The 22,979-nt window shown below is 72.9% G+C and carries 26 protein-coding genes and 3 tRNA genes; 8 read left to right on the forward strand and 21 right to left on the reverse strand.

Annotated elements, in window-relative coordinates; translation table 11 throughout:
• Positions 1-36: 36 nt before the first annotated feature.
• From rplA to C0R66_RS15300, 5 genes are all read right to left on the reverse strand, one after another.
• Complete coding sequence (rplA, locus tag C0R66_RS15280; RefSeq protein ID WP_101525433.1) at positions 37-756, reverse strand: 50S ribosomal protein L1; 720 nt, start codon at positions 754-756, stop codon at positions 37-39.
• Between the two features lie 88 nt (positions 757-844).
• On the reverse strand, positions 845-1,273 hold the full coding sequence (rplK, locus tag C0R66_RS15285) for a 50S ribosomal protein L11 (protein ID WP_101525434.1): 429 nt from the start codon (positions 1,271-1,273) through the stop codon (positions 845-847).
• Between the two features lie 110 nt (positions 1,274-1,383).
• Positions 1,384-2,217 (reverse strand): transcription termination/antitermination protein NusG, encoded by an 834-nt coding sequence (gene nusG, locus C0R66_RS15290; protein ID WP_101525435.1) that lies wholly within the window; start codon positions 2,215-2,217, stop codon positions 1,384-1,386.
• 50 nt (positions 2,218-2,267) lie between these two features.
• Positions 2,268-2,519, reverse strand: coding sequence for a preprotein translocase subunit SecE (gene secE, locus C0R66_RS15295; RefSeq protein WP_104105598.1), 252 nt, complete (start codon positions 2,517-2,519; stop codon positions 2,268-2,270).
• A 74-nt stretch (positions 2,520-2,593) separates the two neighbouring features.
• Positions 2,594-2,666 (reverse strand) — tRNA-Trp (locus C0R66_RS15300).
• 136 nt (positions 2,667-2,802) lie between these two features.
• Here C0R66_RS15300 and C0R66_RS15305 point away from each other — a divergent pair.
• Positions 2,803-4,038 carry a pyridoxal phosphate-dependent aminotransferase gene (locus C0R66_RS15305; protein WP_101525437.1) on the forward strand — a complete coding sequence of 412 codons (1,236 nt, stop codon included), beginning with the start codon at positions 2,803-2,805 and terminating at the stop codon, positions 4,036-4,038.
• Positions 4,035-5,105, forward strand: a complete 1,071-nt coding sequence (locus tag C0R66_RS15310; protein WP_101526291.1) for an adenosine deaminase — start codon at positions 4,035-4,037, stop codon at positions 5,103-5,105. The genes C0R66_RS15305 and C0R66_RS15310 overlap by 4 nt, the downstream gene beginning before the upstream one ends.
• Here the strand turns inward: C0R66_RS15310 and C0R66_RS15315 are convergent.
• From C0R66_RS15315 to C0R66_RS15365, 11 genes are all read right to left on the reverse strand, one after another.
• Positions 5,102-6,169, reverse strand: a complete 1,068-nt coding sequence (locus tag C0R66_RS15315) for a UDP-N-acetylmuramate dehydrogenase (RefSeq protein ID WP_101525438.1) — start codon at positions 6,167-6,169, stop codon at positions 5,102-5,104. The genes C0R66_RS15310 and C0R66_RS15315 overlap by 4 nt on opposite strands.
• Positions 6,166-6,585, reverse strand: coding sequence for a MaoC/PaaZ C-terminal domain-containing protein (locus C0R66_RS15320; protein WP_101525439.1), 420 nt, complete (start codon positions 6,583-6,585; stop codon positions 6,166-6,168). Before C0R66_RS15320 ends, C0R66_RS15315 begins: the two co-directional genes overlap by 4 nt.
• Positions 6,582-7,001, reverse strand: a complete 420-nt coding sequence (locus C0R66_RS15325; protein WP_101525440.1) for an FAS1-like dehydratase domain-containing protein — start codon at positions 6,999-7,001, stop codon at positions 6,582-6,584. The genes C0R66_RS15320 and C0R66_RS15325 overlap by 4 nt, the downstream gene beginning before the upstream one ends.
• Positions 7,002-7,094: 93 nt before the next feature.
• A complete protein-coding gene (gene rpmG, locus C0R66_RS15330) occupies positions 7,095-7,265 on the reverse strand; it encodes a 50S ribosomal protein L33 (RefSeq protein ID WP_056682466.1) in 171 nt (56 codons plus the stop codon).
• 98 nt (positions 7,266-7,363) lie between these two features.
• A tRNA-Met gene (locus C0R66_RS15335) sits at positions 7,364-7,437 on the reverse strand.
• 42 nt (positions 7,438-7,479) lie between these two features.
• Positions 7,480-7,552 (reverse strand) — tRNA-Thr (locus C0R66_RS15340).
• 74 nt (positions 7,553-7,626) lie between these two features.
• Complete coding sequence (locus C0R66_RS15345) at positions 7,627-9,027, reverse strand: amidase (protein WP_101525441.1); 1,401 nt, start codon at positions 9,025-9,027, stop codon at positions 7,627-7,629.
• 45 nt (positions 9,028-9,072) lie between these two features.
• Entirely contained in the window at positions 9,073-9,768 is a 696-nt protein-coding gene (locus tag C0R66_RS15350) for an LrgB family protein (RefSeq protein ID WP_101525442.1), read from the reverse strand.
• Complete coding sequence (locus C0R66_RS15355) at positions 9,765-10,154, reverse strand: CidA/LrgA family protein (protein WP_101526292.1); 390 nt, start codon at positions 10,152-10,154, stop codon at positions 9,765-9,767. The genes C0R66_RS15350 and C0R66_RS15355 overlap by 4 nt, the downstream gene beginning before the upstream one ends.
• Positions 10,154-10,714, reverse strand: coding sequence for a DNA-3-methyladenine glycosylase I (locus tag C0R66_RS15360; RefSeq protein ID WP_101525443.1), 561 nt, complete (start codon positions 10,712-10,714; stop codon positions 10,154-10,156). Before C0R66_RS15360 ends, C0R66_RS15355 begins: the two co-directional genes overlap by 1 nt.
• Positions 10,715-10,764: 50 nt before the next feature.
• Positions 10,765-11,760 (reverse strand): pirin family protein, encoded by a 996-nt coding sequence (locus C0R66_RS15365; protein ID WP_240311584.1) that lies wholly within the window; start codon positions 11,758-11,760, stop codon positions 10,765-10,767.
• Positions 11,761-11,887: 127 nt separating this feature from the next.
• On the opposite strand from C0R66_RS15365, the gene nemA reads away from it, so the two are divergent.
• Entirely contained in the window at positions 11,888-12,988 is a 1,101-nt protein-coding gene (gene nemA / locus C0R66_RS15370; protein WP_101525445.1) for an N-ethylmaleimide reductase, read from the forward strand.
• Here the strand turns inward: nemA and C0R66_RS15375 are convergent.
• Together C0R66_RS15375 and C0R66_RS15380 are read right to left on the reverse strand one after the other, a co-directional pair.
• Positions 12,973-14,199 (reverse strand): multidrug effflux MFS transporter, encoded by a 1,227-nt coding sequence (locus tag C0R66_RS15375; protein ID WP_199286704.1) that lies wholly within the window; start codon positions 14,197-14,199, stop codon positions 12,973-12,975. The genes nemA and C0R66_RS15375 overlap by 16 nt on opposite strands.
• Positions 14,196-15,200: a 5'-3' exonuclease gene (locus C0R66_RS15380; RefSeq protein WP_101525446.1), complete on the reverse strand. Its 1,005-nt coding sequence runs from the start codon at positions 15,198-15,200 to the stop codon at positions 14,196-14,198. The genes C0R66_RS15375 and C0R66_RS15380 overlap by 4 nt, the downstream gene beginning before the upstream one ends.
• A gap of 30 nt (positions 15,201-15,230) precedes the next feature.
• Here C0R66_RS15380 and C0R66_RS15385 point away from each other — a divergent pair, with 30 nt between their 5' ends.
• Complete coding sequence (locus tag C0R66_RS15385; protein WP_101526294.1) at positions 15,231-15,857, forward strand: methyltransferase; 627 nt, start codon at positions 15,231-15,233, stop codon at positions 15,855-15,857.
• Here C0R66_RS15385 and C0R66_RS15390 read toward each other — a convergent pair.
• Positions 15,844-17,043, reverse strand: a complete 1,200-nt coding sequence (locus C0R66_RS15390; protein WP_101525447.1) for a homogentisate 1,2-dioxygenase — start codon at positions 17,041-17,043, stop codon at positions 15,844-15,846. The genes C0R66_RS15385 and C0R66_RS15390 overlap by 14 nt on opposite strands.
• Before the next feature lie 71 nt (positions 17,044-17,114).
• On the opposite strand from C0R66_RS15390, the gene C0R66_RS19640 reads away from it, so the two are divergent.
• Genes C0R66_RS19640 through C0R66_RS15410 form a run of 4 tightly spaced genes read left to right on the forward strand, consistent with a single transcriptional unit; the run spans position 17,115 to position 21,115 of the window.
• On the forward strand, positions 17,115-17,552 hold the full coding sequence (locus tag C0R66_RS19640; protein WP_158648068.1) for a hypothetical protein: 438 nt from the start codon (positions 17,115-17,117) through the stop codon (positions 17,550-17,552).
• Entirely contained in the window at positions 17,468-17,977 is a 510-nt protein-coding gene (locus C0R66_RS19645; protein WP_101525449.1) for a hypothetical protein, read from the forward strand. Before C0R66_RS19640 ends, C0R66_RS19645 begins: the two co-directional genes overlap by 85 nt.
• Positions 17,974-19,227, forward strand: coding sequence for a fumarylacetoacetase (fahA, locus tag C0R66_RS15405; protein WP_101525450.1), 1,254 nt, complete (start codon positions 17,974-17,976; stop codon positions 19,225-19,227). The genes C0R66_RS19645 and fahA overlap by 4 nt, the downstream gene beginning before the upstream one ends.
• Positions 19,228-19,267: 40 nt before the next feature.
• Positions 19,268-21,115, forward strand: coding sequence for a class I SAM-dependent methyltransferase (locus C0R66_RS15410; RefSeq protein ID WP_101525451.1), 1,848 nt, complete (start codon positions 19,268-19,270; stop codon positions 21,113-21,115).
• 24 nt (positions 21,116-21,139) lie between these two features.
• On the opposite strand, the gene C0R66_RS15415 is transcribed toward C0R66_RS15410, so the two are convergent.
• Positions 21,140-21,745, reverse strand: a complete 606-nt coding sequence (locus C0R66_RS15415) for a response regulator transcription factor (protein WP_101525452.1) — start codon at positions 21,743-21,745, stop codon at positions 21,140-21,142.
• Positions 21,742-22,950, reverse strand: coding sequence for a sensor histidine kinase (locus C0R66_RS15420; protein ID WP_158648069.1), 1,209 nt, complete (start codon positions 22,948-22,950; stop codon positions 21,742-21,744). Before C0R66_RS15420 ends, C0R66_RS15415 begins: the two co-directional genes overlap by 4 nt.
• Between the last annotated feature and the right edge of the window lie 29 nt (positions 22,951-22,979).

Consider the following 22,979-nt stretch of genomic DNA (forward strand, 5'->3'; position numbering starts at 1 on the left):
TGGGGTGGCCGGCCTTCCGCGTGCTGCAGGTGGTGCTCAGCCCTGGGCGTCGTCCTCGACCGCAACGTTCTTGGTGCGGTTGGGGTCGACCTGGATGCCGGGGCCCATCGTGGTGGAGACGGTGACCTTGCGGATGTAGCGGCCCTTGGAGCTGGCCGGCTTGAGCCGCAGCACCTCCTCCAGCGCCGCCGCGTAGTTCTCCGCCAGCTGGGTCTGGGAGAACGAGGCCTTGCCGATGATGAAGTGCAGGTTGGCGTGACGGTCCACGCGGAACTCGATCTTGCCGCCCTTGATCTCGGTGACGGCCTTGGCCACGTCGGGGGTCACGGTGCCGGTCTTCGGGTTCGGCATCAGGCTGCGCGGGCCGAGGACGCGGCCGAGGCGACCGACCTTGCCCATCATGTCGGGCGTCGCGACGACGGCGTCGAAGTCGAGCCAGCCGCCGTTGACCTTCTCGATGAGCTCGTCGCCACCGACGAAGTCGGCGCCGGCCTCACGGGCGGCCTCCGCCTTGTCGGCCACGGCGAACACCAGGACCCGGGCGGTCTTGCCGGTGCCGTGGGGCAGGTTGACCGTGCCGCGGACCATCTGGTCGGCCTTGCGGGGGTCGACACCGAGTCGCATGACGACGTCGAGGGTCTCGTCGAACTTCTTCTTGCTGTTGTCCTTGGCGATGGTGATCGCCTTCAGGGGAGCGTAGAGCTCGTCCTTGTCGAACTTCTCTGCCGCTGCACGGTAGGTCTTGCTGCGCTGCATGTCTGGTACTCGATTCTAATCCAGTGTGGTCGATGAGCCAGCGCGGCTCTGCCACGGGGTGTCGATCAGGGGGCCTCGGGCGAGGTGATCAGGGAGTGGTGATGCCCATGGAGCGGGCGGTGCCCTCGACGATCTTCATGGCCGCCTCGAGGTCGTTGGCGTTGAGGTCGGGCAGCTTGGTCGTCGCGATCTCGCGCACCTGGTCCTTGGTCAGCTTGCCGACCTTCTCCTTGTGCGGGACACCCGAACCCTTCTTCAGGCCGGCAGCCTTCTTGATGAGCTCCGCGGCAGGCGGGGTCTTGGTGATGAACGTGAACGAGCGGTCCTCGTAGATGGTGATCTCGACGGGGACGACGTTGCCACGCATCGACTCGGTCTGCGCGTTGTAGGCCTTGCAGAACTCCATGATGTTCACACCGTGGGGACCCAGGGCGGTACCGACCGGCGGAGCCGGGGTGGCCGCGCCGGCCTGCAGCTGCACCTTGACCAGTGCGGCGATCTTCTTCTTGGGAGGCATGTCTTATTCGATCCTTTGTGGTTCGTACGTCGTGGTCTTGTCGAGCTGGACGGAAGTGCTCCCGCCGCGCTCTGCCACCTGGGTGTTGCGGTGCTGCTGGTGCTCGAGCCTCAGACCTTCTGGATCTGGCTGAAGCTGAGCTCGACCGGGGTCTCCCGGCCGAAGATCTCGACGAGGGCCTTGACCCTCTGGGACTCGGCGTTGATCTCGGTGATCGTGGCGTGCAGGGTGGCGAACGGACCGTCCACCACCATGACCGAGTCGTCGACGTCGAAGTCGGCGACCTCCACCGGCTTCTTGCTGGCGGACGTGCCACCGGCCGGGCGACCGCCCGCGGCGGCCTCGGCCTCGGCCTCGGCGACGGCCACGGCGCTGGGGGCCAGCATGGCCTCGACCTCGCTCATGGACAGCGGCACCGGGTTGTGGCTGTGGCCGACGAAGCCGGTCACCGACGGCGTGTGGCGCACCGCGGACCAGGACTCGTCGGTGAGGTCCATGCGGACCAGGACGTAGCCCGGCAGCACCGTGCGGGTGACCATCTTGCGCTGGCCGTTCTTGATCTCGGCCACCTCTTCGGTGGGGACCACGATCTCGTGGATGTACTCACCCATGTCGAGGGCCTGGATGCGGTTCTCCAGGTTGGCCTTGACGCGCTTCTCCATGCCGGAGTAGGTGTGCACCACGAACCAGTCGCCGGGCTTGGCCCACAGCTCGCGCCGGAACTGCTCCAGGGGGTCGTTCTCGTCGACCTCGTCGGCCTCGGCCTCCCCGTCCTCGTCCGAGGCCTCGCCGTCCTCGTCCGAGGCCTGAGCGTCGTCGCCGGCCTCGGAAGCCGTCTCGACGGTCTCGTCGCTCGCCGTCTCGTCGGTGGCGTCACCCTCGGTGGGGTCGATCGTCTCGAGCTCGGCCTCGTCGGCCTCGATCGAGTCGTTGTGCTCAGACACGCGCTGCTCCGATTAGTTGGTGTTGCTTGAGGATGTCGGTGAAGGACCGGTCAGAGCTGGTCGCCGCCGGTGAAGACCGCGAAGACGAGCTTTCCGAAAGCGAGGTCCAGGACCGAGACCAGCGTCATCATCACCACGACGAACACCATCACCACGATGAAGTAGGTGATCAGCTGCTGCTGCGTCGGCCACACGACCTTGCGGAGCTCGGCGATGACCTGGCGGAGGAACTCCACCGGGCTGGTACGCCGGGTGGTGTCCTTGCCACCGCGCGGCTCCTGGGCCGCCTTGGTGTCCGACACGTTGACCCCTCCATCGCGTTGCTGACCATTGTGCACGGGTGTCGTGCATAGGTGTGACTTGTTCGTCGGTCTTGCAGGGCACGAGGGACTTGAACCCCCAACCTTCGGTTTTGGAGACCGATGCTCTGCCAGTTGAGCTAGTGCCCTCCGGTACGCCCCCCACCTTGCCATGCCACCAAGGCCGAGCCTTTTGGGCGGGCAGGGCAGAGCATGTGGGTGAACCACCAGTCGAGGAGTGTACGCCGCCGCGGGAGCCTGAGTCCAAACGCCTACGATGTGCCGCATGAGCAAGTCTGCCTCCCAGCCCCAGTCCACCGGCACCCCGCGCGAGCGCCGGGTGTCCCGACGCGTCGGCGCCATCGCCGAGTCCGCCACGCTGAAGGTGGACTCCAAGGCCAAGGCGCTGAAGGCCGAGGGCCGCCCGGTCATCGGGTTCGGTGCCGGCGAGCCGGACTTCCCGACCCCGGACTACATCGTCGAGGCCGCCGTGCAGGCCTGCCGCGATCCCAAGAACCACCGTTACACCCCCGCCGGCGGGCTGCCGGAGCTCAAGCAGGCCATCGTGGACAAGACCCTGCGCGACAGCGGCTACCAGGTCGAGCCCGCCCAGGTGCTGGTGACCAACGGCGGGAAGCAGGCCATCTACCAGGCGTTCGCGGCGATGCTCGACCCGGGCGACGAGGTGATCGTCCCGGCGCCGTACTGGACGACGTACCCGGAGGCGATCGCGCTGGCCGGCGGCGTCCCGGTGCCGGTGCTGGCCGACGAGACCCAGGACTACAAGGTCACCGTCGACCAGCTCGAGGCGGCGCGCACCGAGCGCACCAAGGTGCTGCTGTTCGTCTCGCCCTCCAACCCGACCGGCGCGGTCTACACCTCCGAGGAGATCCGCGCCATCGGCGCCTGGGTGGAGTCCCACGACCTGTGGGTGCTGACCGACGAGATCTACGAGCACCTGGTCTACGACGGCGTCGACACCGGCTCGATGCCGGTGCTGTGCCCCGAGCTGGCCGACAACTGCGTCGTGGTCAACGGCGTCGCCAAGACGTACGCGATGACCGGCTGGCGCGTGGGCTGGGTGATCGGCCCGAAGGACATCATCAAGGCCGCCGGCAACCTGCAGTCGCACGCCACCTCCAACGTCGCCAACGTCTCCCAGCGTGCGGCCATCGCCGCGGTGGAGGGCGACCTGGCCGCGGTGGAGGAGATGAAGACGGCCTTCGACCGGCGGCGCAAGAAGATCGTGGAGATGCTCAACAAGATCGACGGCGTGCTGTGCCCCACGCCCCAGGGCGCCTTCTACGCCTACCCCTCGGTCAAGGGACTGCTCGGCCGCGAGTACGACGGCACGGTGATCGACTCCTCCGCCGAGCTCGCCGAGTACATCCTGGACAAGGCGGAGGTGGCGGTGGTGCCGGGCGAGGCGTTCGGCTCGCCCGGCTACCTGCGCCTGTCCTACGCGCTGGGCGACGACGACCTGGTCGAGGGCGTCTCTCGGATGCAGAGGCTCTTCTCCTGAACCTCGGACCCCAGACCCCACCAGCCCGCGGGGCCGCAGCAGCGGCACCGCGGGACCTGCTGACGCTGCCCAAGGCCCACCTGCACCTGCACTTCACCGGGTCGATGCGGCACGGCACCCTGCTGGAGCTGGCGGAGCGGGACGGCATCGCGCTGCCGGACTCGCTGGTCTCCGGCTGGCCCCCGGAGCTCTCGGCGGCCGACGAGAAGGGCTGGTTCCGCTTCCAGCGGCTCTACGACGTGGCGCGGTCGGTGCTGCGCACCGAGGGCGACGTCCGGCGGCTGGTGCGCGAGGCCGCCGAGGACGACGTACGTGACGGCGGCCGCTGGCTGGAGATCCAGGTGGACCCCAGCGGGTACGCCGCACGCTTCGGCGGGATCACCGCCTTCACCGAGCTGGTGCTCGACGCGGTCGCCGAGGCCTCGCGCGAGACCGGGCTGGGGATGGCGCTGGTGATCGCGGCCAACCGCACCCGGCACCCGATGGACGCCCGCACCCTGGCCCGCCTCGCCGCGGCGTACGCCGGTCGCGGCGTGGTGGGCTTCGGGCTCTCCAACGACGAGCGCCGGGGACGCACCGACGAGTTCGCGCCGGCGTTCCGGATCGCCCGCCGGGCCGGGCTGACGCTGGTGCCGCACGGCGGCGAGCTGCGCGGCCCCGGTCACGTCACGACCTGCCTCGACGAGCTGCACGCCGACCGCCTGGGCCACGGCATCCGGGCGGTGGAGGACCCCCGCGTGCTGGAGCGCGTCGTGGCCAGCGGCGTGGCCCTGGAGGTCTGCCCGGTCTCCAACGTGGCCCTGGGGGTCTACTCCGACCTCACCTCGGTGCCGCTCCCCCAGCTGCTCGAGGCGGGGGCGACGGTCGCGCTCGGTGCGGACGACCCGCTGCTGTTCGGCTCCCAGCTCGCCGGCCAGTACGCCACCATGCGGGCCGCCCACGACCTCAGCGACACCCAGCTCGCCCGGCTGGCCCGGATGTCGATCGAGGCCTCCCAGGCACCCGCGGACCTGAAGGCCTCGGTGGCCGGGGAGATCGACGCCTGGCTGGCCTCGGGTGCCGACTAGAGCGAGGCGCCGACCAGCACCGGCTCGTTGACCAGCCGGACCCCGTAGGCCCGCTCGACACCGTCGCGCACCTCCCTGGCCAGCACCAGCAGGTCGGCGGTGCTGGCCTGCCCGCGGTTGGTCAGGGCCAGCGTGTGCTTGGTGGACAGGCTCACCCGGCCGCCGGTGGCGGCGGGGCTGTGCCCCTTGCTGAAGCCGGCGTGCTCGATCAGCCAGGCGGCACTGGTCTTGACCCGTCCGTCGGGCTGGGGCCAGCGGGGGGCGTCCTCGGGCAGCCCCGCGGCCTCGGCCGGGTCGAGCAGCGGGTTGGTGAAGAACGAGCCCGCGCTCCAGGTGTCGTGGTCGCCCGCGTCGAGCACCATGCCCTTGCCCCGGCGCAGGGCCAGCACCGTCCGGCGTACGTCGGCCAGCGGGGCGCGGTCCCCCACCTGGACCTCGAGCCCCCGGGCGAGCTCGGCGTACCCGACCGGAGCCGACAGGGTCGCCAGTGGCAGCTGGAAGGTCACCTCGAGGACGAGGTAGCGCTCGGGCTCGGCCTTGAACCGGCTGTGCCGGTAGGAGAACCCGCAGTCGGCGGCGGCGAAGGTCCGCTGGCGCCCCTCGACCCGGTCCCAGGTGCGGACCGAGGCGATGGTCTGGGCCACCTCGGCACCGTAGGCACCGACGTTCTGCACCGGGGTGGCACCCACGGACCCCGGGATGCCCGAGAGCGCCTCCAGGCCGCTCCAGCCCGAGGCCACCGCGCGCGCCACCAGCGCGTCCCAGTCCTCCCCGGCCGCCACCCGCACCATCCCTCCCCCGCAGGCCGTCGCGTCGTCCTCGACGTCGGAGACCACACCGGTGGTCGCCACGTGCACCACCCGCCCGTCGAAGCCCTCGTCGGCCACCACCAGGTTGGAGCCGCCGGCCACCAGGAGCACCGGGACCCCGCGCTGGTCGGCCTCGGCCACCGCCGCCACCAGGGCGGCCTCGTCGGTCGCCTCGACGAACTCGGCCGCCGGGCCGCCCAGGCGCAGCGTGGTGTGGTCGCGCAGCAGCACCGGCGCACTCCTCGGGGTGGTCACGGCTGCGGTGCTCGCAGCACCGCTCGGGGCATGCCCAGCACCTTCTGGCCCGCAGAGCTGACCACCAGGGCGAGCGTGAGCCGGGCGGCGTCCCCGTCGACCTCGACCTGCTTGACGGTGCCCGCCACCTCGACCTCGGCACCGCCCTCGGCCGGCACCACCACCGGCTGGGTGAACTTGCACCCCAGCTCCAGCACCTCGGCACCGGGCACCCACTCGGCGACCGCCCGGGCGACCAGCGCCATGGTGAACATCCCATGCGCGATCACCCCGGGCAGACCCACGCTCAGCGCGACCTGCTCGTCGGAGTGGATGGGGTTGTGGTCGCCGCTGGCCTCCGCGTAGCGCAGCAGGTCCGCGCGGGTGACGGTGAAGGTGCGCGGGGCCAGGGCCGAGCCCTGCTCCAGCGCGCTCATCGGCCGGCCTCCGGCCCGCCATGGACCCCGCGGTGCACCAGGGTGGCCGAGGTGGTGCACACCAGGTCGCCGGCCGAGTCGGTGACGTCGCTGGCGGTGCCGATGATGTCGTTGCCACCGATCCGGCGCAGGCTCCGCACCGTCAGGGCGGCGCTCAGCACGTCGCCCGGGACGACGGGGCGCTGGTAGGCGAACCGCTGCTCGCCGTGCACGATCCGGTGCAGCTCGAGGCCCTCCGCGGCCAGGAAGCCCTGCATCGCGTCGAAGGCGAGCACGATCGGGAAGGTGGCGGGGGCGGGGCCGCCGTCGTAGCGGGCACCCGTGGTGGCGGCGAAGGCGGCCACGGCCTCGGCGGTCACGGCGTACGGCTCGGTGGGCGGGAAGCTGCGTCCCACCAGGGACTCGTCGAGAGGCATGTCAGCCAAAATAGCGACCGACCCGCCCGAGTTCTCGGACGGGTCGGTGACGACGCTCGGCGGGCGGTAGCCCGCGGTGAGGATCGAAGGAGCTCAGCGGGTCTCGCGGTGCGCGGTGTGCGTGCGGCAGCGCGGGCAGAACTTCTTCATCTCCATGCGGTCGGGGTCGTTGCGACGGTTCTTCTTGGTGATGTAGTTGCGCTCCTTGCAGTCCACGCACGCAAGCGTGATCTTGGGGCGAACGTCAGAGCTCTTGCTGGCCACGGGAAGTCCTTCGTCGAATGCTTACGTGCAGTGCGGTACCGGGTAACTCCGGCTGGGGTGCTGCCTGATCATCGTGCCTGTTGCTGATTCACATCTCGTAGCGAGGGCGGGACTCGAACCCGCGACACCACGATTATGAGTCGTGTGCTCTAACCACCTGAGCTACCCCGCCACCGGGTGAGCACGCACCCACAAGAGTACGGACTCGTCCCAGAGCCCCTTTACGGAATCGAACCGTAGACCTTCTCCTTACCATGGAGACGCTCTGCCGACTGAGCTAAAGGGGCAACAGCGGAAGACAATACACACGCCCCCGGGCAGGCGTGAAATCGGCTCCCCAAAGGCCTGCGAACTTGCCTTCTCAGTCCTGGATCCGAGGCCACGGATGGGCCTCCTCCAGGGCGTAGGACAGGCCCAGCAGGAGCGCCTCCTGACCCCGTCCGGCACCCAGCTGCATGCCCTGGGGCAGGCCTTGCGAGGTGGTTGCCAGGGGGAGGCTGACGGCCGGCTCGCCGGTGGCGTTCTGCAGCGGCGTGAAGGCCACCCAGTCCATCATCCGGTCGATGATCTCCTCGTAGTCCCGGGTCGGGTCCAGGTGCCCCACCAGGGGCGTCGCGGTGGCCAGCGTCGGCGTCAGGGTGACGTCGTACTTGGCGTAGTGGCGGCGCGAGACCAGCTCGGAGCCGGCCATCACCGCGGTGGCCAGCGGCAGCTTGTGCAGGTTGCGCTCACAGTGCCTGGCCAGCCCCAGGGTGAGGTTGTCGAGCTTGCTGGGGTCCCAGCTCTCGCCGTGGGTCCGCTTGCCGGTGCGGACCAGGAAGAGCGAGAGCATCGACCAGTAGAGCAGGAAGTGGTCGGCGAAGGAGTCCGGCACGGGCGGGTCGATGTGCTCGACCCGGTGCCCCATCGCCTCGAGCCGGGCGGCGGTCTTCAGCGTCAGCTCGCGCACCTCCGGGGTCGAGCTGCGGCCCACCCCCTCGGTGACCACCGCGATGCGCAGCGGGCGGCGCAGCGGCTCGGTCACGTCGCCCACCGGCGCCAGCCGGGGGTTGCGGTAGATCCGCTCGGACTCGCGCAGGAAGGCCGCGGTGTCGCGCACGGTGCGGCTCAGCACGCCGTCGGCGACGATCCGCACCGGCATGCTGCGGCTGAGCTTGTCCTGCGGGACCCGGTCCCGGGTGGGCTTGAGCCCGACCAGGCCGTTGACGGCCGCCGGGATCCGGATCGAGCCACCGCCGTCGTTGGCGTGCGCCAGCGGCACCGCGCCGGCGGCGACCAGGGCCGCCGAGCCCGCGGAGGAGGCGCCGGCGTAGTGGTCGTGGTGCCAGGGGCTGCGCACCGGACCCATCCGGGGGTGGTCGACGGCGCCGGAGAAGCCGAACTCGGAGAGCCGCGACTTGCCGATCGGGATGACGCCGGTGGCCAGGAACATCCGCGCGAAGTCGCCGTCGGCCTGCGCCGGGGGCGAGACGAAGGCGTCCGTGCCCTGCTGGGTCGGCACGCCGGCGAGGTCGGCGTTGTCCTTGACCACCGTGGGGATGCCCGAGAAGAACCCGCCGCGGGGGTCGCGGGCCCGCGCCCGGGCCTGGTCGAAGAGCTCGACGGCCAGGGTGCCCAGGGTCTGGTCCACCACGCTGGTCCGCGCGATCGCGGCCTCGACGAGCTCGGTCACCGAGACCTCTCCCGAGCGCAGCATCGCGACCAGCGCTACCGCGTCGTGGTCCAGCAGGGCGTCGTCGGCAAAGGCATGCAGTCGGCTCATGCCCGCTCACGTTACCCCTCAGTAGCCGTGCGGAAACCCCGATGTCTAGCCGAGCACCAGCAGCACCAGCGGCAGGACCAGGCTGGTGGCCAGGGCGGACAGGCCCATGGACAGTCCGGAGAACGCGCCCTCGACCTCGTCGTCGGCCAGCGCCCGGGAGGTGCCGATGCCGTGGGACGAGGCCCCGATGGCGAGGCCGCGGGCACGCGGGTCGCGGACCCGGGCGAGGGTGAGCACCAGCGGCCCGGCCACGGCGCCGAGGATGCCGGCGATGATGGTGACCACCGCGGTCAGCGCCGGGAGGCCGCCGAAGTGCGTCGAGAGGGCGATCGAGACCGGGGTGGTGGCCGCCTTGGGTGCCATCGTCAGGGCCAGCTCCTCCCCGCCGCCGAGCGCGGTCACCAGCAGGTACGCCGAGGCGATGGAGACCGCCGCGCCCAGTGGGACGGCCACCAGCATCGGGACGGCGACGCCACGCAGCCGACGTACCTGGCGGTGCAGCGGCACCGCGAGCGCCACGGTGGCGGGGCCCAGCCAGAAGTTGATCAGCCCGCTCCCCCCGGCGTACGCCGCGTAGTCGATGTCCAGCAGCGAGATCGCCGCGGCCGTCACCACGATCGCCACCAGCACCGGCTGGACGGCCGGGTGGCCGCCGGTGCGGTCCCGCAGCGCCTGGCCCACGCGGTAGCCGACCAGGGTCAGCAGCACCATGAACAGCGGGGACTCCACGACCTGCCTCATCGCGGTCCGCCGTCGGTGCGCCGGGCCAGCAGCGAGACGCACCAGCCCACGGTGAGCAGCCCCGCCAGCCAGGAGCCCACCAGGGAGACCGCGATCGGCACGGCGTCGGTGCGCAGCGCCGCCGCGTAGACCACGACACCGACCCCGGCGGGCACGAAGAAGAGCTGGAGGTGGCGCAGCAGCCCGTCGGCCGCGCGGTGCACTCCCTCGGTCCACTCCCGCCCGGCACCGGCCTGCGCCGTTCCCGAGCGCCGCGACTGCCCGACCAGCAGCGCGAAGAGCAGCATCATCCCCACCACCGGGCCCGGGACCGGCAGGTGGGCACCCGCGACCAGCGCCTCGCCGGCCAGCTGGCAGGCGAGCAGGACGGTCAGTCCCCGGACCATCAGGCGCCGCGCCGGTGGCACCCGGGCAGGTGCGGGTCGAAGAGGCCGATCGCCTCCATCAGTGCGTACATCGTGGTGGGACCGACGAAGACGAACCCGTGCCGCTTCAGCGCCTTCGACAGCGCCACCGACTCGGGCGAGGTGGTGGCGGCCTGGGGCTCCACCGGACCGACCGGGGCGTGCTGGCGGAGCAGCCGCTCCAGCCCGCCGTCGGCGCGCAGCGCCACGCATGCGGCGGCGTTGGTGATCGCGGCCTCGATCTTGCGCCGGTTGCGCACGATGCCCGCGTCGCCCATCAGGCGCGCCACGTCGGCGTCGTCGTACGCCGCGACGACGTCGGCGTCGAAGCCGGCGAACGCCGCCCGGAACGCGGGCCGCTTGTTGAGGATGGTCAGCCAGGAGAGCCCGGACTGGAACGCCTCCAGGGTGATCCGCTCCAGGTGGGCGGCCTCGCCGTGCACCGGCCGGCCCCACTCGGTGTCGTGGTAGGCGAGGAGGACCGGGCTGCCGGCGGCCCATCCGCAGCGCGCCAGTCCGTCGGCACCCCTCACCAGCTCCATCGGGCCATCATCCCAGCGCCCGTCCCCGGGTCGTGACGCGCCCGCGCCGCTCAGCGGCGGGTCTTGAGCCGGCCGTTGGGCAGCGTGGGGGCAGGCAGCGGCGGCAGGTGCTGGTCGGCGACCACGCCGAAGCGCCCGGGGGCCACCTGGGTGCTGTCCGGGACCAGCCGGCCCTCGCGCAGCACCTGGCCCTGCCAGTCCTCGCGGAACCCGACGATCTCCTCGTGGGTACGGCCCACGAAGTTCCACCACATCATGATCTCCTCCCCGAACGGCGGACCGCCGATCAGGATGAGCCGAGCCTCGTCGTGGCAGTGCAGCCGCAGCGTGCGCTGCCCGGGGCCCAGGTAGACCAGCTCGCCGGGCTTCACCTCCTGGTCACCGACGCTGACGTGGCCCACGTCCAGCAGCACGCCGTGCTCGAAGGTCGGGTCGAGGTCCAGCTCGACGTGTGCCCCGTCGGCCACCATCACCTCCGCGCCCAGCAGCGCGGTGTGGGTCCGCACCGGGGAGCGGTCGCCGGCCAGGGTGCCGAGGAAGGCGCGGCTCTCCCAGCCGGGTCCGCGCACCGGCCGGGGCACGTAGTGCTCGAACGTGGGCTCCACCTCGCGCGCCCCCTCGGGCAGGGCGAGCCACAGCTGCACGCCGTGCAGCACCTCGGCGCCGGGGACCGAGACCTCGGAGTGGCTCACACCCCGGCCCGCGGTCATCAGGTTGAACTCCCCCGGCCGCACCACGGCGTGGGCGCCGGTGGAGTCGCGGTGCTCGATCTCGCCGGAGAACAGCCAGCTCACCGTCGCCAGGCCGGTGTGCGGGTGCGGCGGCACCCGCATCCCGCCGGTCACCGAGACCTCGTCCGGACCGTAGTGGTCCAGGAAGCACCAGGCGCCGATCAGCGAGCGGTGCCGCTGCGGGAGGGTACGGCGCACGGTCATCGCCCGGGGTCCGCCCAGTGGCACCTCGCGGGGCGGCAGCACCTCCACCTCGACCTCGGTGTCGCCGTGCTGGATCGACTGCTCGCGCGGACGCGGGTCCGGGTTGGTCAACGGGTCCCCCTCCTCCCAGGTGGCATCCCATCCTCGCGCGCCGGTCAAGGGGGCGGAAGGGGTCACCACGGTGCGGACGTGTGCAGCGACACGGAATAGCGGCACCGGGACCCGAGGTTGGGCACCCATGACCGACCTCGACCCCACCCGTCTGCTCGTCCCGCTCGACCTGGGCGCGGTGAAGGCCTCCAACCGGGTCTTCATGGCCCCCCTCACCCGGATGCGCGCGGCCCAGCCCGGGGCGCTCGCGTCCGACCTGAGCGTGGAGTACTACCGCCAACGCGCCTCCGCCGGGCTGCTGATCAGCGAGGGCACCCAGATCTCGGCCGAGGGCCAGGGGTACGCCGACACCCCGGGCATCAGCACGCCGGAGCAGGTCCGCGCCTGGCGGCGGGTGACCGACGCGGTGCACGCCGAGGGCGGCCTGATCGCGGCCCAGCTGTGGCACACCGGCCGGGTCAACCACGAGTCGCTGCACGACGGAGAGCTGCCGGTCTCGGCCTCCGCGCTGCCGGTCCGGGTGCGCACCAGCCTCAAGGACGCCGACGGCGCCGTGATCCGAGCGAACGCTCCCACTCCCCGCGCCCTGGAGACCGAGGAGATCCCCCGGCTCGTCGAGGACTACCGACGGGCGACCGCGGCTGCCCGCGAGGCCGGCTTCGACCTGGTGGAGGTCCACGCCGCCCACGGCTACCTGCTGCACCAGTTCCTCGCCGCCACCTGCAACGTCCGCACCGACGCCTACGGCGGCTCGCTGGAGAACCGGGCCCGGCTGGTGCTGGAGGTCGTGGACGCCTGCATCTCCGAGTGGGGCAGCGACCGGGTCGCGATCCGGCTCTCCCCCCAGGGCAGCTTCAACGGTCTCGCGGACGACGACGGTCCCGAGGAGACCCTGCACGTGATCAGCCGGCTCGCCGAGCGCGACCTGGCCTACCTGCACATCTCCGAGCCGGACTGGGCCGGCGGCCCGGCGCTCCCCGAGGAGTACCGGCGCCGGCTCCGGGTGGCGTACCCGGGCACGCTGGTGGCGGCGGGATCCTACGACGCCCAGAAGGCGGTCCGCCTGATCGAGGCGGGCCTGATCGACGCGGCCGCGTTCGGCCGCTCCTTCATCGCCAACCCGGACCTGCCGGTCCGCCTCGCCACCCGGGCACCGCTCAACGAGCCGGTGCCGGCCACCTTCTACGGCGGCGGCGCGGAGGGCTACATCGACTACCCGGTGCTCTGAGCGGCGCGGGCGACCGCGCAGTGCCAGCTCCACAGGGCCAGGCCCAGCACGATCATCACCAGCGCCGTCAGCGCCATGCCCAGCGTCGTCACCCCCACCACGGGGGTGATCAGCGCGGCGGTGGTGGCGTTGACCATCAAGGTGATGAAGGTCCCGGCGGAGACCACGGCGCCGCGGCGCTCGGGGAACAGGTCCATCATCATCAGCTGCAGCGTCGGGTAGGACATCCCGTTGCCCAGCGCCAGCACGCTGGGGCCGACGACGGCCCACGGCAGGTCGGCCTGCACCGGTGAGCTCGAGATGGCCACCCCCACCGCTGCGCCGACCAGGGAGACCGCGAAACCCAGGCTGACCAGTCGGCGTCCGCTGATCCGGCCGGCCGCGCGTCCCGAGATCCAGGAGCCGCACACCATCGCCCCGATCATCGGGACGAAGAACATCCAGAAGTCGAGCTCGCCGCGCCCCAGCAGGTCGACCACGAAGATCGACGCCCCGCCGATGTAGAGGAACTGACCGGCGAAGGCGAACGTCGCGGCCCAGGCGACCCGGTGGAAGCCGGGGAGCCGGGCCACGTCGGCCAGGCCGGCGACCACCGAGCCCAGGCGCAGCGGCACCCGTCGCTCCGGCGGGTGGCTCTCGGGCAGCGCCACGGCGGTGGCCACGATCAGGAGCACCCCGAGCACCGCCATGAAGACGAAGACGCCCGGCCAGGGGCCGAGCTGGAGCACCCACCCGCCCACGATGGGCGCCACCGCCGGTGCCAGCCCGAAGATCATCGCGACGCGGCTCATCAGCACCTGCGCCTGGTCGCCGTGGAAGAGGTCGCGGATGACGGTCCGGCTCACCACGGTCGCGCCGCCCGCGCTCAGGCCCTGGAGCACCCGGAAGGCCAGCAGCACCGTCAGGTCGGGCGAGAAGGCCGCGCCGATCGAGGCCACCACGTAGACGGCGATGGAGCCGAGGATCACCGGCTTGCGGCCGACCGCGTCCGAGAGCGGCCCGTGGAAGATGCTCATCACCGCGAACGGCGCCAGGTACGCCGTCACCACGAGCTGCATCTGCGAGGAGCCGACCCCGAACTCGTCCGCCATCTGCGCGAACGCCGGGAACGGGGTGTCGATGCTGAACGGCCCGATCATCGAGAGCATGGCCAGCACGATCGGGATGGCGACCAGCGCCCGGCTGCTGCGGAGGTCCAGGGTCGGATTCACCGAGCGAGTATGCGCTCCGACAGCACGCGCACCGCCAAGGAGGTGGTGGCCCCGACGTTGAGGTGACCCACCACCCGCGAGACCCGGTCGGCGTCGAGCGGGAGCAGCCCGGGGGTGCCGGGGACGTCCGGGGTGAGGCCGAGATCCAGGTCGTCGCGGCCGGCCATCATGGCCAGGTTGAACTCGTACCGCTCCCGGGCGCCGGGGGCGGCGAGCCGCCGCACCACCGCGGCGCCCACCCGTCGTACCCCGGTCTCGGTGCTCCAGGAGTCGAGCGCCGCCGCCACGTGGCGGCCCTCGCAGTGGTCGATGTCGGCCCAGACCGCCGCCATCGACCCCATCTGGGCCAGCAGCACCGGGGCGGTCTTGGCACCGATGCCGGCCACGCCGGGCAGGTTGTCGCTGGCGTCCCCGCGCAGCGCCGCGAACTCCAGGTACTGCCGCGCCGCCACGCCGTAGAGCGTGTGCAGGCGGTCGGGGTTGAGCAGCGGGGCGTTGCCCATCCCGCCGTCGATCAGCCGGAGCACCTTGGTGTGGTCGCTGATGTGGGCGAAGGAGTCCCGGTCGGAGGTGACGATGACGCAGTTCCAGCCGTTCCGGCCCGCCCAGGTGGCCGCCGAGGCACTGACGTCGTCGGCCTCCAGGCCCGCCGGGGTGAGGGTGGCGAGGCCGAGCGCGTCCAGCAGGGCGCCGGCCCGGTCCAGCTGGTCGACCAGGGCGGCGTCCTTCACCGCGCGCCCGGCCTTGTAGGCGGGATACGCCTCGGCGCGCACCGAGGCGGTCCGGTCGTCCAGCCCGAAGATCACCGCGTCGGGGTCGAACCGCTCGATCGCCTCCAGGATCTGGCGCAGCATGCCGTGCAGGGCCCACGCCGGCCGCCCGCTGCGGTCGCGCAGGTCGCTCTCGGCCCGGGCGTGGTGGTTGCGGTGGAGCAGCGACGGCGCGTCGACGGCGAGCAGCAGCCGGGGCTCGCCGAGTGCTCGCGGGAACGGGGACGTCACCCGACGATCATGGAGCACCGGAGGTTCGGCATGATCGACCGCATGGAGTCTGTGATGGAGTCGGTGGTCGGCGGCCTCGACATACGGTGGGACCGTCAGGTGCTGGAGCCGCGTCCCTGGACGGTCGAGCAGGCCGAGTGGCTGGCCGAGCTGAGCGCCACGGCCCCGGCCGGCGCGGCGCTGGAGCTGTGCAGCGGGGTGGGCCACCTGGGCCTGGTGCTGCACCGGCTCACCGCTCGGCGGCTGGTGATGGTGGACGCCAACCCCCGGGCCTGCGAGCTGGCCGCGGAGAACGCGCGGGCGGCCGGGACCGAGCAGGTGGAGATCCGGAACTCGGTGATGACTCGAGCCCTGGAGTCCCAGGAGAGGTTCGCCCTGGTGCTGGCCGACCCGCCCTGGGTGCCGCGCGCGGAGATCACCCGCTTCCCCGACGACCCCACCATCGCGATCGACGGCGGCCCCACCGGCCTGGACCTGGCGGTGCAGTGCCTGGACCTGATCGAGCAGCACCTGCTCGACGGCGGGCACGCGGTGCTGCAGCTGGGCACCGCAGAGCAGGTCGAGGAGCTGATGGCCGAGCGCGCGCCCACCCGGGTGGAGCTGGTCGAGGTACGCCGCCGCGAGCGCGGCGTGCTGGCCCACCTCAGGACCTGCTGAGCCCCGGACCCCGTCCCGCCCAGCTCCACGCGTACGCCGGGTCCTCGGCGGCGAGGCCCGCCTCGCCCAGCTCCAGGGGGGCGAAGGTGTCGACCATCACCGCCAGCTCCTCGAACCGCTCCACCCCGAGCGAGGCCTCGATGGCGCTCGGCTGGGGCCCGTGGGCGTGGCCTCCGGGATGGAGGCTGATCGAGCCCACGTCGATGCCCGAGCCCTTGCGTGCCTCGTAGTCGCCGGCGACGTAGAACATCACCTCGTCGGAGTCGACGTTGGAGTGGTAGTAGGGCACCGGGATCGCCAGCGGGTGGTAGTCGACCTTGCGGGGCACGAAGTTGCAGACCACGAAGTTGCGCCCCTCGAAGACCTGGTGCACCGGCGGCGGCTGGTGCACCCGGCCGGTGATCGGCTCGAACTCCGCGACGTTGAAGGTGTGGGGGTACAGGCAGCCGTCCCAGCCGACCACGTCGAAGGGGTGCCCGGCGTAGGTCAGCCGGGTGCCGACGATCCCGGCCGAGGTGCGGTGCTTGACGAGCACCTCGACGTCCTGGCCCTCGGCCAGCAGCGGCTCGCGCGGGCCGTGCAGGTCCCGCTCGCAGTAGGGCGCGTGCTCCAGCAGCTGGCCGTAGCGCGAGAGGTAGCGCTTGGGCGGGCCGAGGTGGGACGCGCCCTCGATGGCGTAGAGCCGGGACGGCTCGGACGGCACCCAGCGGTGGTCGCAGGCCCGCGGGACCAGCACGTAGTCCCCGCTGCGGTAGGGCACCGCGCCGAACACCGTCTCCACGGTGCCGCTGCCGGCCTCGACGAAGACGCACTCGTCCCCCACCGCGTTGCGGTAGAGCGGCGAGGGGGCGGTGCCGGTCACGACGTAGGAGATCCGCACGTCGGTGTTGCCCAGCACCAGCCGGCGTCCGGTGACGGGGTCGGCGCCTGCGCCATCGGGGAACAGGCTGTGCAGCCGCAGGTGCCGGGGCTTGAGGGGGTGGTTGGGGGTCAGCCGCTGGGCGGGGAGCTCCCAGACCGCGCTGTCCACGATCGCGGAGGGGACCCCGCGGTGGTAGAGCAGGGAGGAGTCGGAGGAGAACCCCTCCTCCCCCATCAGCTCCTCGCGCAGCAGGCCGCCGCCGGCGTCGCGGTGCTGGGTGTGCCGCTTGGGCGGGACGTGCCCGACGAGTGCGTAGTGGACCATGACGGCCTCCTCATACGGTTCGATAGTCGAACTTCTTCGTCCGAATATCACCGTCTGGCTACCATAAGCGGGTGCCACGGAATCCATCAAGCACCGACTTGCCCAGGGTCTGGCCCAGCGTCTGGACGGCCCTGGTCGACGACGCGGCCGTCTTCCCGCCCGGCGACCTGCCGCTGGCCGAGGCGCTGGCCGCCCACCGGGAGCACCGCGCCAGCCCGTACGGCGACCTGCTCGGGACCTTCGTGCTGCGCGACACCGACCTGCCCGGGGTCCGCGGGTTCGAGCACCCGGTCTCGGTCGTGGTCACCGGCGGCGCCGGTCAGATCGCCGGACCGCTGGGGCTGGCGGCGCGCCTGGGGGTGAGCCTCGGGGCGTCGAGCTCGCCCTGCGCGACCTCGACGACCTCCCCCAGAACGCCCGCCGGGTGGTCGCCGCGGTCGACGCGGCCCGCGCCGAAGGGCTGCTGGACGAGGACACCCCGGTCCACGTCGAGGTGCCCGGCGACCTGACCGCAGGCTGGCTGCGCGCCGCCGACGAGCTGGCGGCAGTCGAGCTGCACCTGAAGTTCCGCACCGGCGGCACCGAGACCCACCAGTTCCCCAGCGAGGACCAGCTCGCGTCCCGGATCGACGCCGCGCTGGACCGGGAGACCCCGTTCAAGGCCACCGCCGGCCTGCACCACGCGGTGCGGCACACCGGCGCCGACGGGGCCGAGCACCACGGCTTCCTCAACGTCCTGCTGGCCACCCGCCACGCCTTCGACGGTGCCGGTCACGAGGACGTCGTGGCCACCCTCGCCGACCGCGACCCCGCCTCGGTCGTCGCGGCCGCCGCGGCGGCGGACCTGACCGGCGCCCGGCGCTGGTTCACCTCCTTCGGGTCCTGCTCGTTCCGCGACCCGCTGGCGGACCTGCAGCAGCTGGGGCTGCTGTGAGCGAGCAGGGTCTCGCGGACTCCGGGTTCGGCCCGGACCACCTGCCCTACGGCGTCTTCTCCGCCACCCCCGACGGTCCGCGACGGATCGGCGTCCGGCTGCACGAGGAGGTCCTCGACCTGGCGGGCCTGACCCAGTCCATCGGGGACACCCGGGTCGCCGACCTGTGGCGCTCGGCCACCCTCAACCCGTTCCTGGCCCTGGGTCGGCATGCCTGGGACGACGCCCGGTCGTGGCTCACCGGACTGCTGGCCGACGAGCGGGCCGGCGACCTCGTGGAGCGCCACTCCCGGCCGCTGGAGGAGGTGGTGCTGCACCTGCCGTTCGCGGTCACCGACTACGTCGACTTCTACGCCTCCGAGCACCACGCCGCCAACGTGGGCCGCATCCTGCGCCCCGACACCGCGCCGCTGCTGCCCAACTACAAGCACCTGCCGGTCGCCTACCACGGCCGCGCGGGCACCGTCGTGGTCAGCGGCACCGAGATCGTCCGACCGCTCGGGCAGCGTGCCCCGGAGCCGTCCAGCGGCCCGGCCCAGCCGGTCTTCGGGCCGACCGAGCGGCTCGACCTCGAGGCCGAGCTCGGCTTCGTCGTGGGCCTCGGCACGGCCCCGGGCGAGCGGATCGCGACCGCGGACCTGGCCGAGCACGTCTTCGGCGTGGTGGGCCTCAACGACTGGAGCGCCCGCGACATCCAGGCATGGGAGTACGTCCCGCTGGGCCCGTTCCTGGGCAAGAGCTTCGCCACCTCCGTCTCCGCCTGGGTGACGCCGCTGGCCGCCCTGGACGCGGCCTGGACCGACCTGCCCGGCCAGGACCCGACACCACTGCCCTACCTGACACCGGGCGCCACCCGGGGGCTGGCGATCGAGGTGGAGGTGGTGGTCAACGGGCACGTCGTCAGCCGCCCGTCGTACGCCGACATGTACTGGTCGCCGGCCCAGATGCTGGCCCACCTGACCGTCAACGGCGCCTCGGTCTCCCCGGGCGACCTCTTCGCCTCGGGCACCGTGTCTGGACCCGAGGCCGGGCAGCGCGGCTCGCTGCTGGAGCTGACCTGGGGCTGGCGGGAGCCGGTCGCGCTCGGCGCCGAGCAGCGCACCGCGCTGCTGGACGGCGACGAGGTGGTGCTGCGCTACTCCGCCCCCGGCACCGGCGGCGGGCGCATCAGCCTGGGCGAGGTGGCCGGTCGGGTGGCCCCCGCCAGAGCGTGGACGGACGGCCCCCCAGCAGGGGCCGGGCGCCGCTAGGGTCGGCCTCTCGCGCCCGATTGCCCAGGTCAGGACCCACATGAGTGCAACGCTGCCCCGCCGGACCGTCCGGCTGCTCACCGCCGTCACCGCGCTCGGGGTGGCCGCCAACACCCGTCGGCTGCGGGGTCGCGCCCAGCACCTGGCCCGCCTGGACGCGGAGCCGGCTCCCAGCGCCCCGGCCAGCGCGCCCGGCTGGGTCGCGGTCACCGCCACCGGGGTGACGCTGGACGCGCGCACCCTGGACCAGGCCGCCGCGTGGGCGGTCCGGGAGGGGCTGGAGGCCGTCGACCTGGTGCCCGCGGACCTGCCGGTGGAGCGGGCGCTGGACCTGCTGCGCCAGGTCGACACCGTGGCGTTCCGGGCCGACCCGCTGACCGAGGGCCGGACCGCGGGCCATGCCCTGGTGGTCCGGGCCGACCTGGCCGCGCGGGCCGAGCTGCCGACGGGCCCGGTCTCCCCCGCGGAGCTGATCGAGGTGGCCCGGCAGGCCAAGCGCTTCGCCCCCCGGGGCTGCGACTTCGCGGTCGCGCCGTACGAGCGCGCCGTGAGCCAGCGCCCCGGCGAGCAGCTCGCCGTGCAGCGCACCGTGTTCGACCGCTACGGCACCGTCAACCTCACCGCCATCGGTGGCGAGCTGGCGATCCTGGGACTCGGCGTGCTGCGCACGCCGGCCCTGGGACTGCCGGCGCTCGCCCTGCACCACGCCGCTCCGGCAGCCGTGCTGGCCGGGAACCCCGCCGGCCTGGCGCCGCGCGACCTCGCGGTCCGGACCGCGCTCCGCCTGCCCGGGGAGGCGCTGCGGCTGCTGCGGCTGCTGCGTGCCGAGGCACCCCAGCCGGAGTCGATCCGGGCAGCCGACGCGCTGCGCGAGGGCTACGCCAAGGAGCTGGCCGAGGGCACCGAGCGCTTCTTCGAGCCGCGGGTGGAGGCCTGTCGCTGGTGCGGGTCGCCCGACCTCTCCTGCCGGGTCGCCACCCCCGACCTGATCCAGCACAAGCCGGGCACCTTCGGTCTCGACGAGTGCGCCTCCTGCGGGCACGTCTTCCAGAACCCGCGGCTGAGCATCGAGGGACTGGACTTCTACTACCGGGACTTCTACGACGGCTTCGCCGGGGAGGAGATGGAGAAGGTCTTCGCCTCCGAGGCCGGCGAGTACGACGGCCGCGCCACCATGGTGGCGGCCCACGACCCCGCCCCGGCACGCTGGCTGGACGTGGGCAGCGGCCACGCCCACTTCTGCCTGGTGGCCCGCGACTACTTCCCCGAGACCTCCTTCGAGGGCATCGACCTGAGCGCGGGCATCGAGGACGCCGCCCGGCGCGGCTGGGTGGACCGCGCCTACCGGGGGATGTTCCCGGACGTGGCGCCCGAGCTGGCCGACCAGTTCGACGTGGTCAGCATGCTGCACTACCTGGAGCACACCCGCGAGCCCCGCGAGGAGCTCGACGCCGCGGCCACCGCGCTGGTCCCCGGCGGCCTGCTGATGGTGGAGGTACCGGACCCGGAGTGCCCGTCGAGCCGCACCCTGGGTCGCTACTGGATGCCGTGGCTCCAGCCCCAGCACCAGCACTTCCTCTCCATGGCGCGGCTGGAGGAGGCGCTGGTCGAGCGCGGCTTCACCGTGCTGGAGCGCTACCGGGCTCCCTCGATGCGGGCCCCCGACACCCTGGCCGCGGCCTGGCTGGCAGCAGGGCAGGTGGTGCCCCGGCCCTGGATGCCGTGGCTGCCCCGCCCCACCCCCGCACGGCGGGCCGCTCGGGTGGCGGCGCTGGCCGCCGCCGTGCCGGCGGCCGTGGCCGCCGCTGCCGCGGGCCAGGTGGCCTCGGCGCGGGCCGGCGAGGAGCCGGGCAACGCGTTCCGGGTGCTGGCGCGGTACGACGGCTAGCTCCAGCCCATCAGATCCAGCCCATCAGATCCAGCCCATGCGACGGGCGGTCGCCACCGCCTCGTGCCGGTTGCCCGTCCCGAGCTTGGCGCTCGCGCTGGAGAGGTAGTTGCGCACCGTCCCGGCGGAGAGATGGACGCGCCGGGCGATCTCCTCCACCGGCGCCCCGTCCCCCGCGGCCTCCAGCACGTCGGCCTCACGCGGGGTCAGCGGGGAGTCGCCCGCCGCGATCGCCTCCGCGGCGAGCTCGGGGTCCACGTGCCGGCCGCCGGCGTGCACCAGCCGCACCGCCTGGGCCAGCGTCGCGGCCGAGGCGGTCTTGGGCAGGAACCCGCGCACCCCCTCGGCCAGGGCTCGCTTCAGGTAGCCGGGACGACCGTGGCTGGTGACGATCATGCAGCCACAGCCGGGCAGGTCCCGGCCGATCGCGGCGGCCACCTCGATGCCGTCCAGGTCCGGCATCTGCAGGTCCAGCACCGCCACGTCGGGACGGGTCGCCAGCGCCGCCGCGAGCGCCTCCGCCCCGGTGGCGGCCTGGGCGACGACCTCGAGGTCGTCCTCCAGGTCGAGCATCTGGGCCAGCGCGCTGCGGATCAGGTTCTCGTCGTCGGCGAGCAGCACCCGGATCACCGCTCCTCCTGCCCGGGGCCACCGTCCACGCCGAGGTCGAGGGTCACCACGAACTCTCCGCCCGACGCGCCGCTGCCGCTCCGGGCCGACACGTGCTCGTGGTCCAGGCGGGCGCCCAGCGGGGCCAGGTCCCCGGCCAGGGTGGCCAGGCCGCTGCCGTCGCCGTCCGGGTCCGGGGCACGGCCCACCCCGTCGTTGCGCACCGTGACCCGGCGGCCGTCGTACCCGATGGCGACCCGGGTTGCCTCGGAGTGCCGCAGCACGTTGGTCACCGTCTCGCGCACCACCCGCGCCACGGGGGCGTGCCAGGCGGCCGGCAGGCCGTCCAGGTCCGCGGTGGCCGCGATCCCCGCCGAGGCGAGCAGCGAGACCGCGCCGTCCAGCTCCTGGTGCAGGTCCAGCGGGCGGTAGCCGCGCGCCAGCCCGCGGGCCTCACGCAGCGCCTCGTGGGCGGTGGAGCGCACCTCGCGCACCAGGTCGGGCGCCCGCTCGTCGCCGCGCTCGGCCAGCGTGGCGGCCAGCTCGGCCTGCACCGCGATGGTCGACAGGTGCCGCCCGAGCACGTCGTGGACGTCGCGGGAGAACCGCAGCCGCTCCTCGGCCACGGCGAGCGCCGCCTGGGTGGCCCGCGCCCGGTCGAGCTCGGTGACCACGCCGAGGAGCCAGAGCGAGCTGTGCACGGTGAAGGCGAAGAAGGCCGCGATCGCCGCCCCGTAGAGCGCCATCCCGAGGTGGCCGTCGCTCAGCCCCAGGATCGCCGCACCCGCGGCCACCACCACCGCCAGCACCCTGGGGTCCCGCAGCCCGCCCGCACCCCAGGCGATGGCCCCGACCAGGACGAACGCCGGTCCGAACCGCTCGTCCGCAGGGAGCGTGGCGACCCACGCCGCGACCAGCGCAGCGAGACCGGCCAGCGCCGCCAGCCGACGTACCGGCAGCGGCCCGCGCTCGGGGTAGAGGTCGCAGGCCGCGCGCAGCAGCGAGGTGCCGAGACCGCCCAGCAGCATCCCGCCCACGATCATCAGCAGGATCGACCCCGGACGGTCGAACGCGGGAAGGGAGCTGAGCACGCCGAGCACGAGCAGGAACCAGAAGAGCACGAACAGCGACCCGCGGGTGTAGAGCTCCACCCGCTGCACGTCGTTACGCGCGGTCCAGGCCCGGACCCAGGAGTGCCGCGATCGGACCGGGGCGCTGGTGTCCACGCTGTCGATCCTCTCAGGTGCGTTCACCC

Origin of the sequence: Nocardioides houyundeii (assembly GCF_002865585.1) — a bacterium.
Lineage (GTDB): Bacteria > Actinomycetota > Actinomycetes > Propionibacteriales > Nocardioidaceae > Nocardioides > Nocardioides houyundeii.

Excerpts from the sequence above, each read along its gene's own strand:
- C0R66_RS15325 (WP_101525440.1), bottom strand. The coding sequence starts at position 7,001 with ATGCCTCTCGACGAGTCCCTGGTGGGACGCAGCTTCCCGCCCACCGAG.
- C0R66_RS15305 (WP_101525437.1), top strand. The coding sequence starts at position 2,803 with ATGAGCAAGTCTGCCTCCCAGCCCCAGTCCACCGGCACCCCGCGCGAG.
- C0R66_RS15410 (WP_101525451.1), top strand. The coding sequence starts at position 19,268 with ATGAGTGCAACGCTGCCCCGCCGGACCGTCCGGCTGCTCACCGCCGTC.
- C0R66_RS15350 (WP_101525442.1), bottom strand. The coding sequence starts at position 9,768 with ATGAGGCAGGTCGTGGAGTCCCCGCTGTTCATGGTGCTGCTGACCCTG.
- C0R66_RS15320 (WP_101525439.1), bottom strand. The coding sequence starts at position 6,585 with ATGAGCGCGCTGGAGCAGGGCTCGGCCCTGGCCCCGCGCACCTTCACC.
- C0R66_RS15355 (WP_101526292.1), bottom strand. The coding sequence starts at position 10,154 with ATGGTCCGGGGACTGACCGTCCTGCTCGCCTGCCAGCTGGCCGGCGAG.
- rplA (WP_101525433.1), bottom strand. The coding sequence starts at position 756 with ATGCAGCGCAGCAAGACCTACCGTGCAGCGGCAGAGAAGTTCGACAAG.
- rplK (WP_101525434.1), bottom strand. The coding sequence starts at position 1,273 with ATGCCTCCCAAGAAGAAGATCGCCGCACTGGTCAAGGTGCAGCTGCAG.
- C0R66_RS15390 (WP_101525447.1), bottom strand. The coding sequence starts at position 17,043 with ATGGTCCACTACGCACTCGTCGGGCACGTCCCGCCCAAGCGGCACACC.
- C0R66_RS15345 (WP_101525441.1), bottom strand. The coding sequence starts at position 9,027 with ATGAGCCGACTGCATGCCTTTGCCGACGACGCCCTGCTGGACCACGAC.
- C0R66_RS15360 (WP_101525443.1), bottom strand. The coding sequence starts at position 10,714 with ATGGAGCTGGTGAGGGGTGCCGACGGACTGGCGCGCTGCGGATGGGCC.
- nemA (WP_101525445.1), top strand. The coding sequence starts at position 11,888 with ATGACCGACCTCGACCCCACCCGTCTGCTCGTCCCGCTCGACCTGGGC.
- C0R66_RS15385 (WP_101526294.1), top strand. The coding sequence starts at position 15,231 with ATGATCGACCGCATGGAGTCTGTGATGGAGTCGGTGGTCGGCGGCCTC.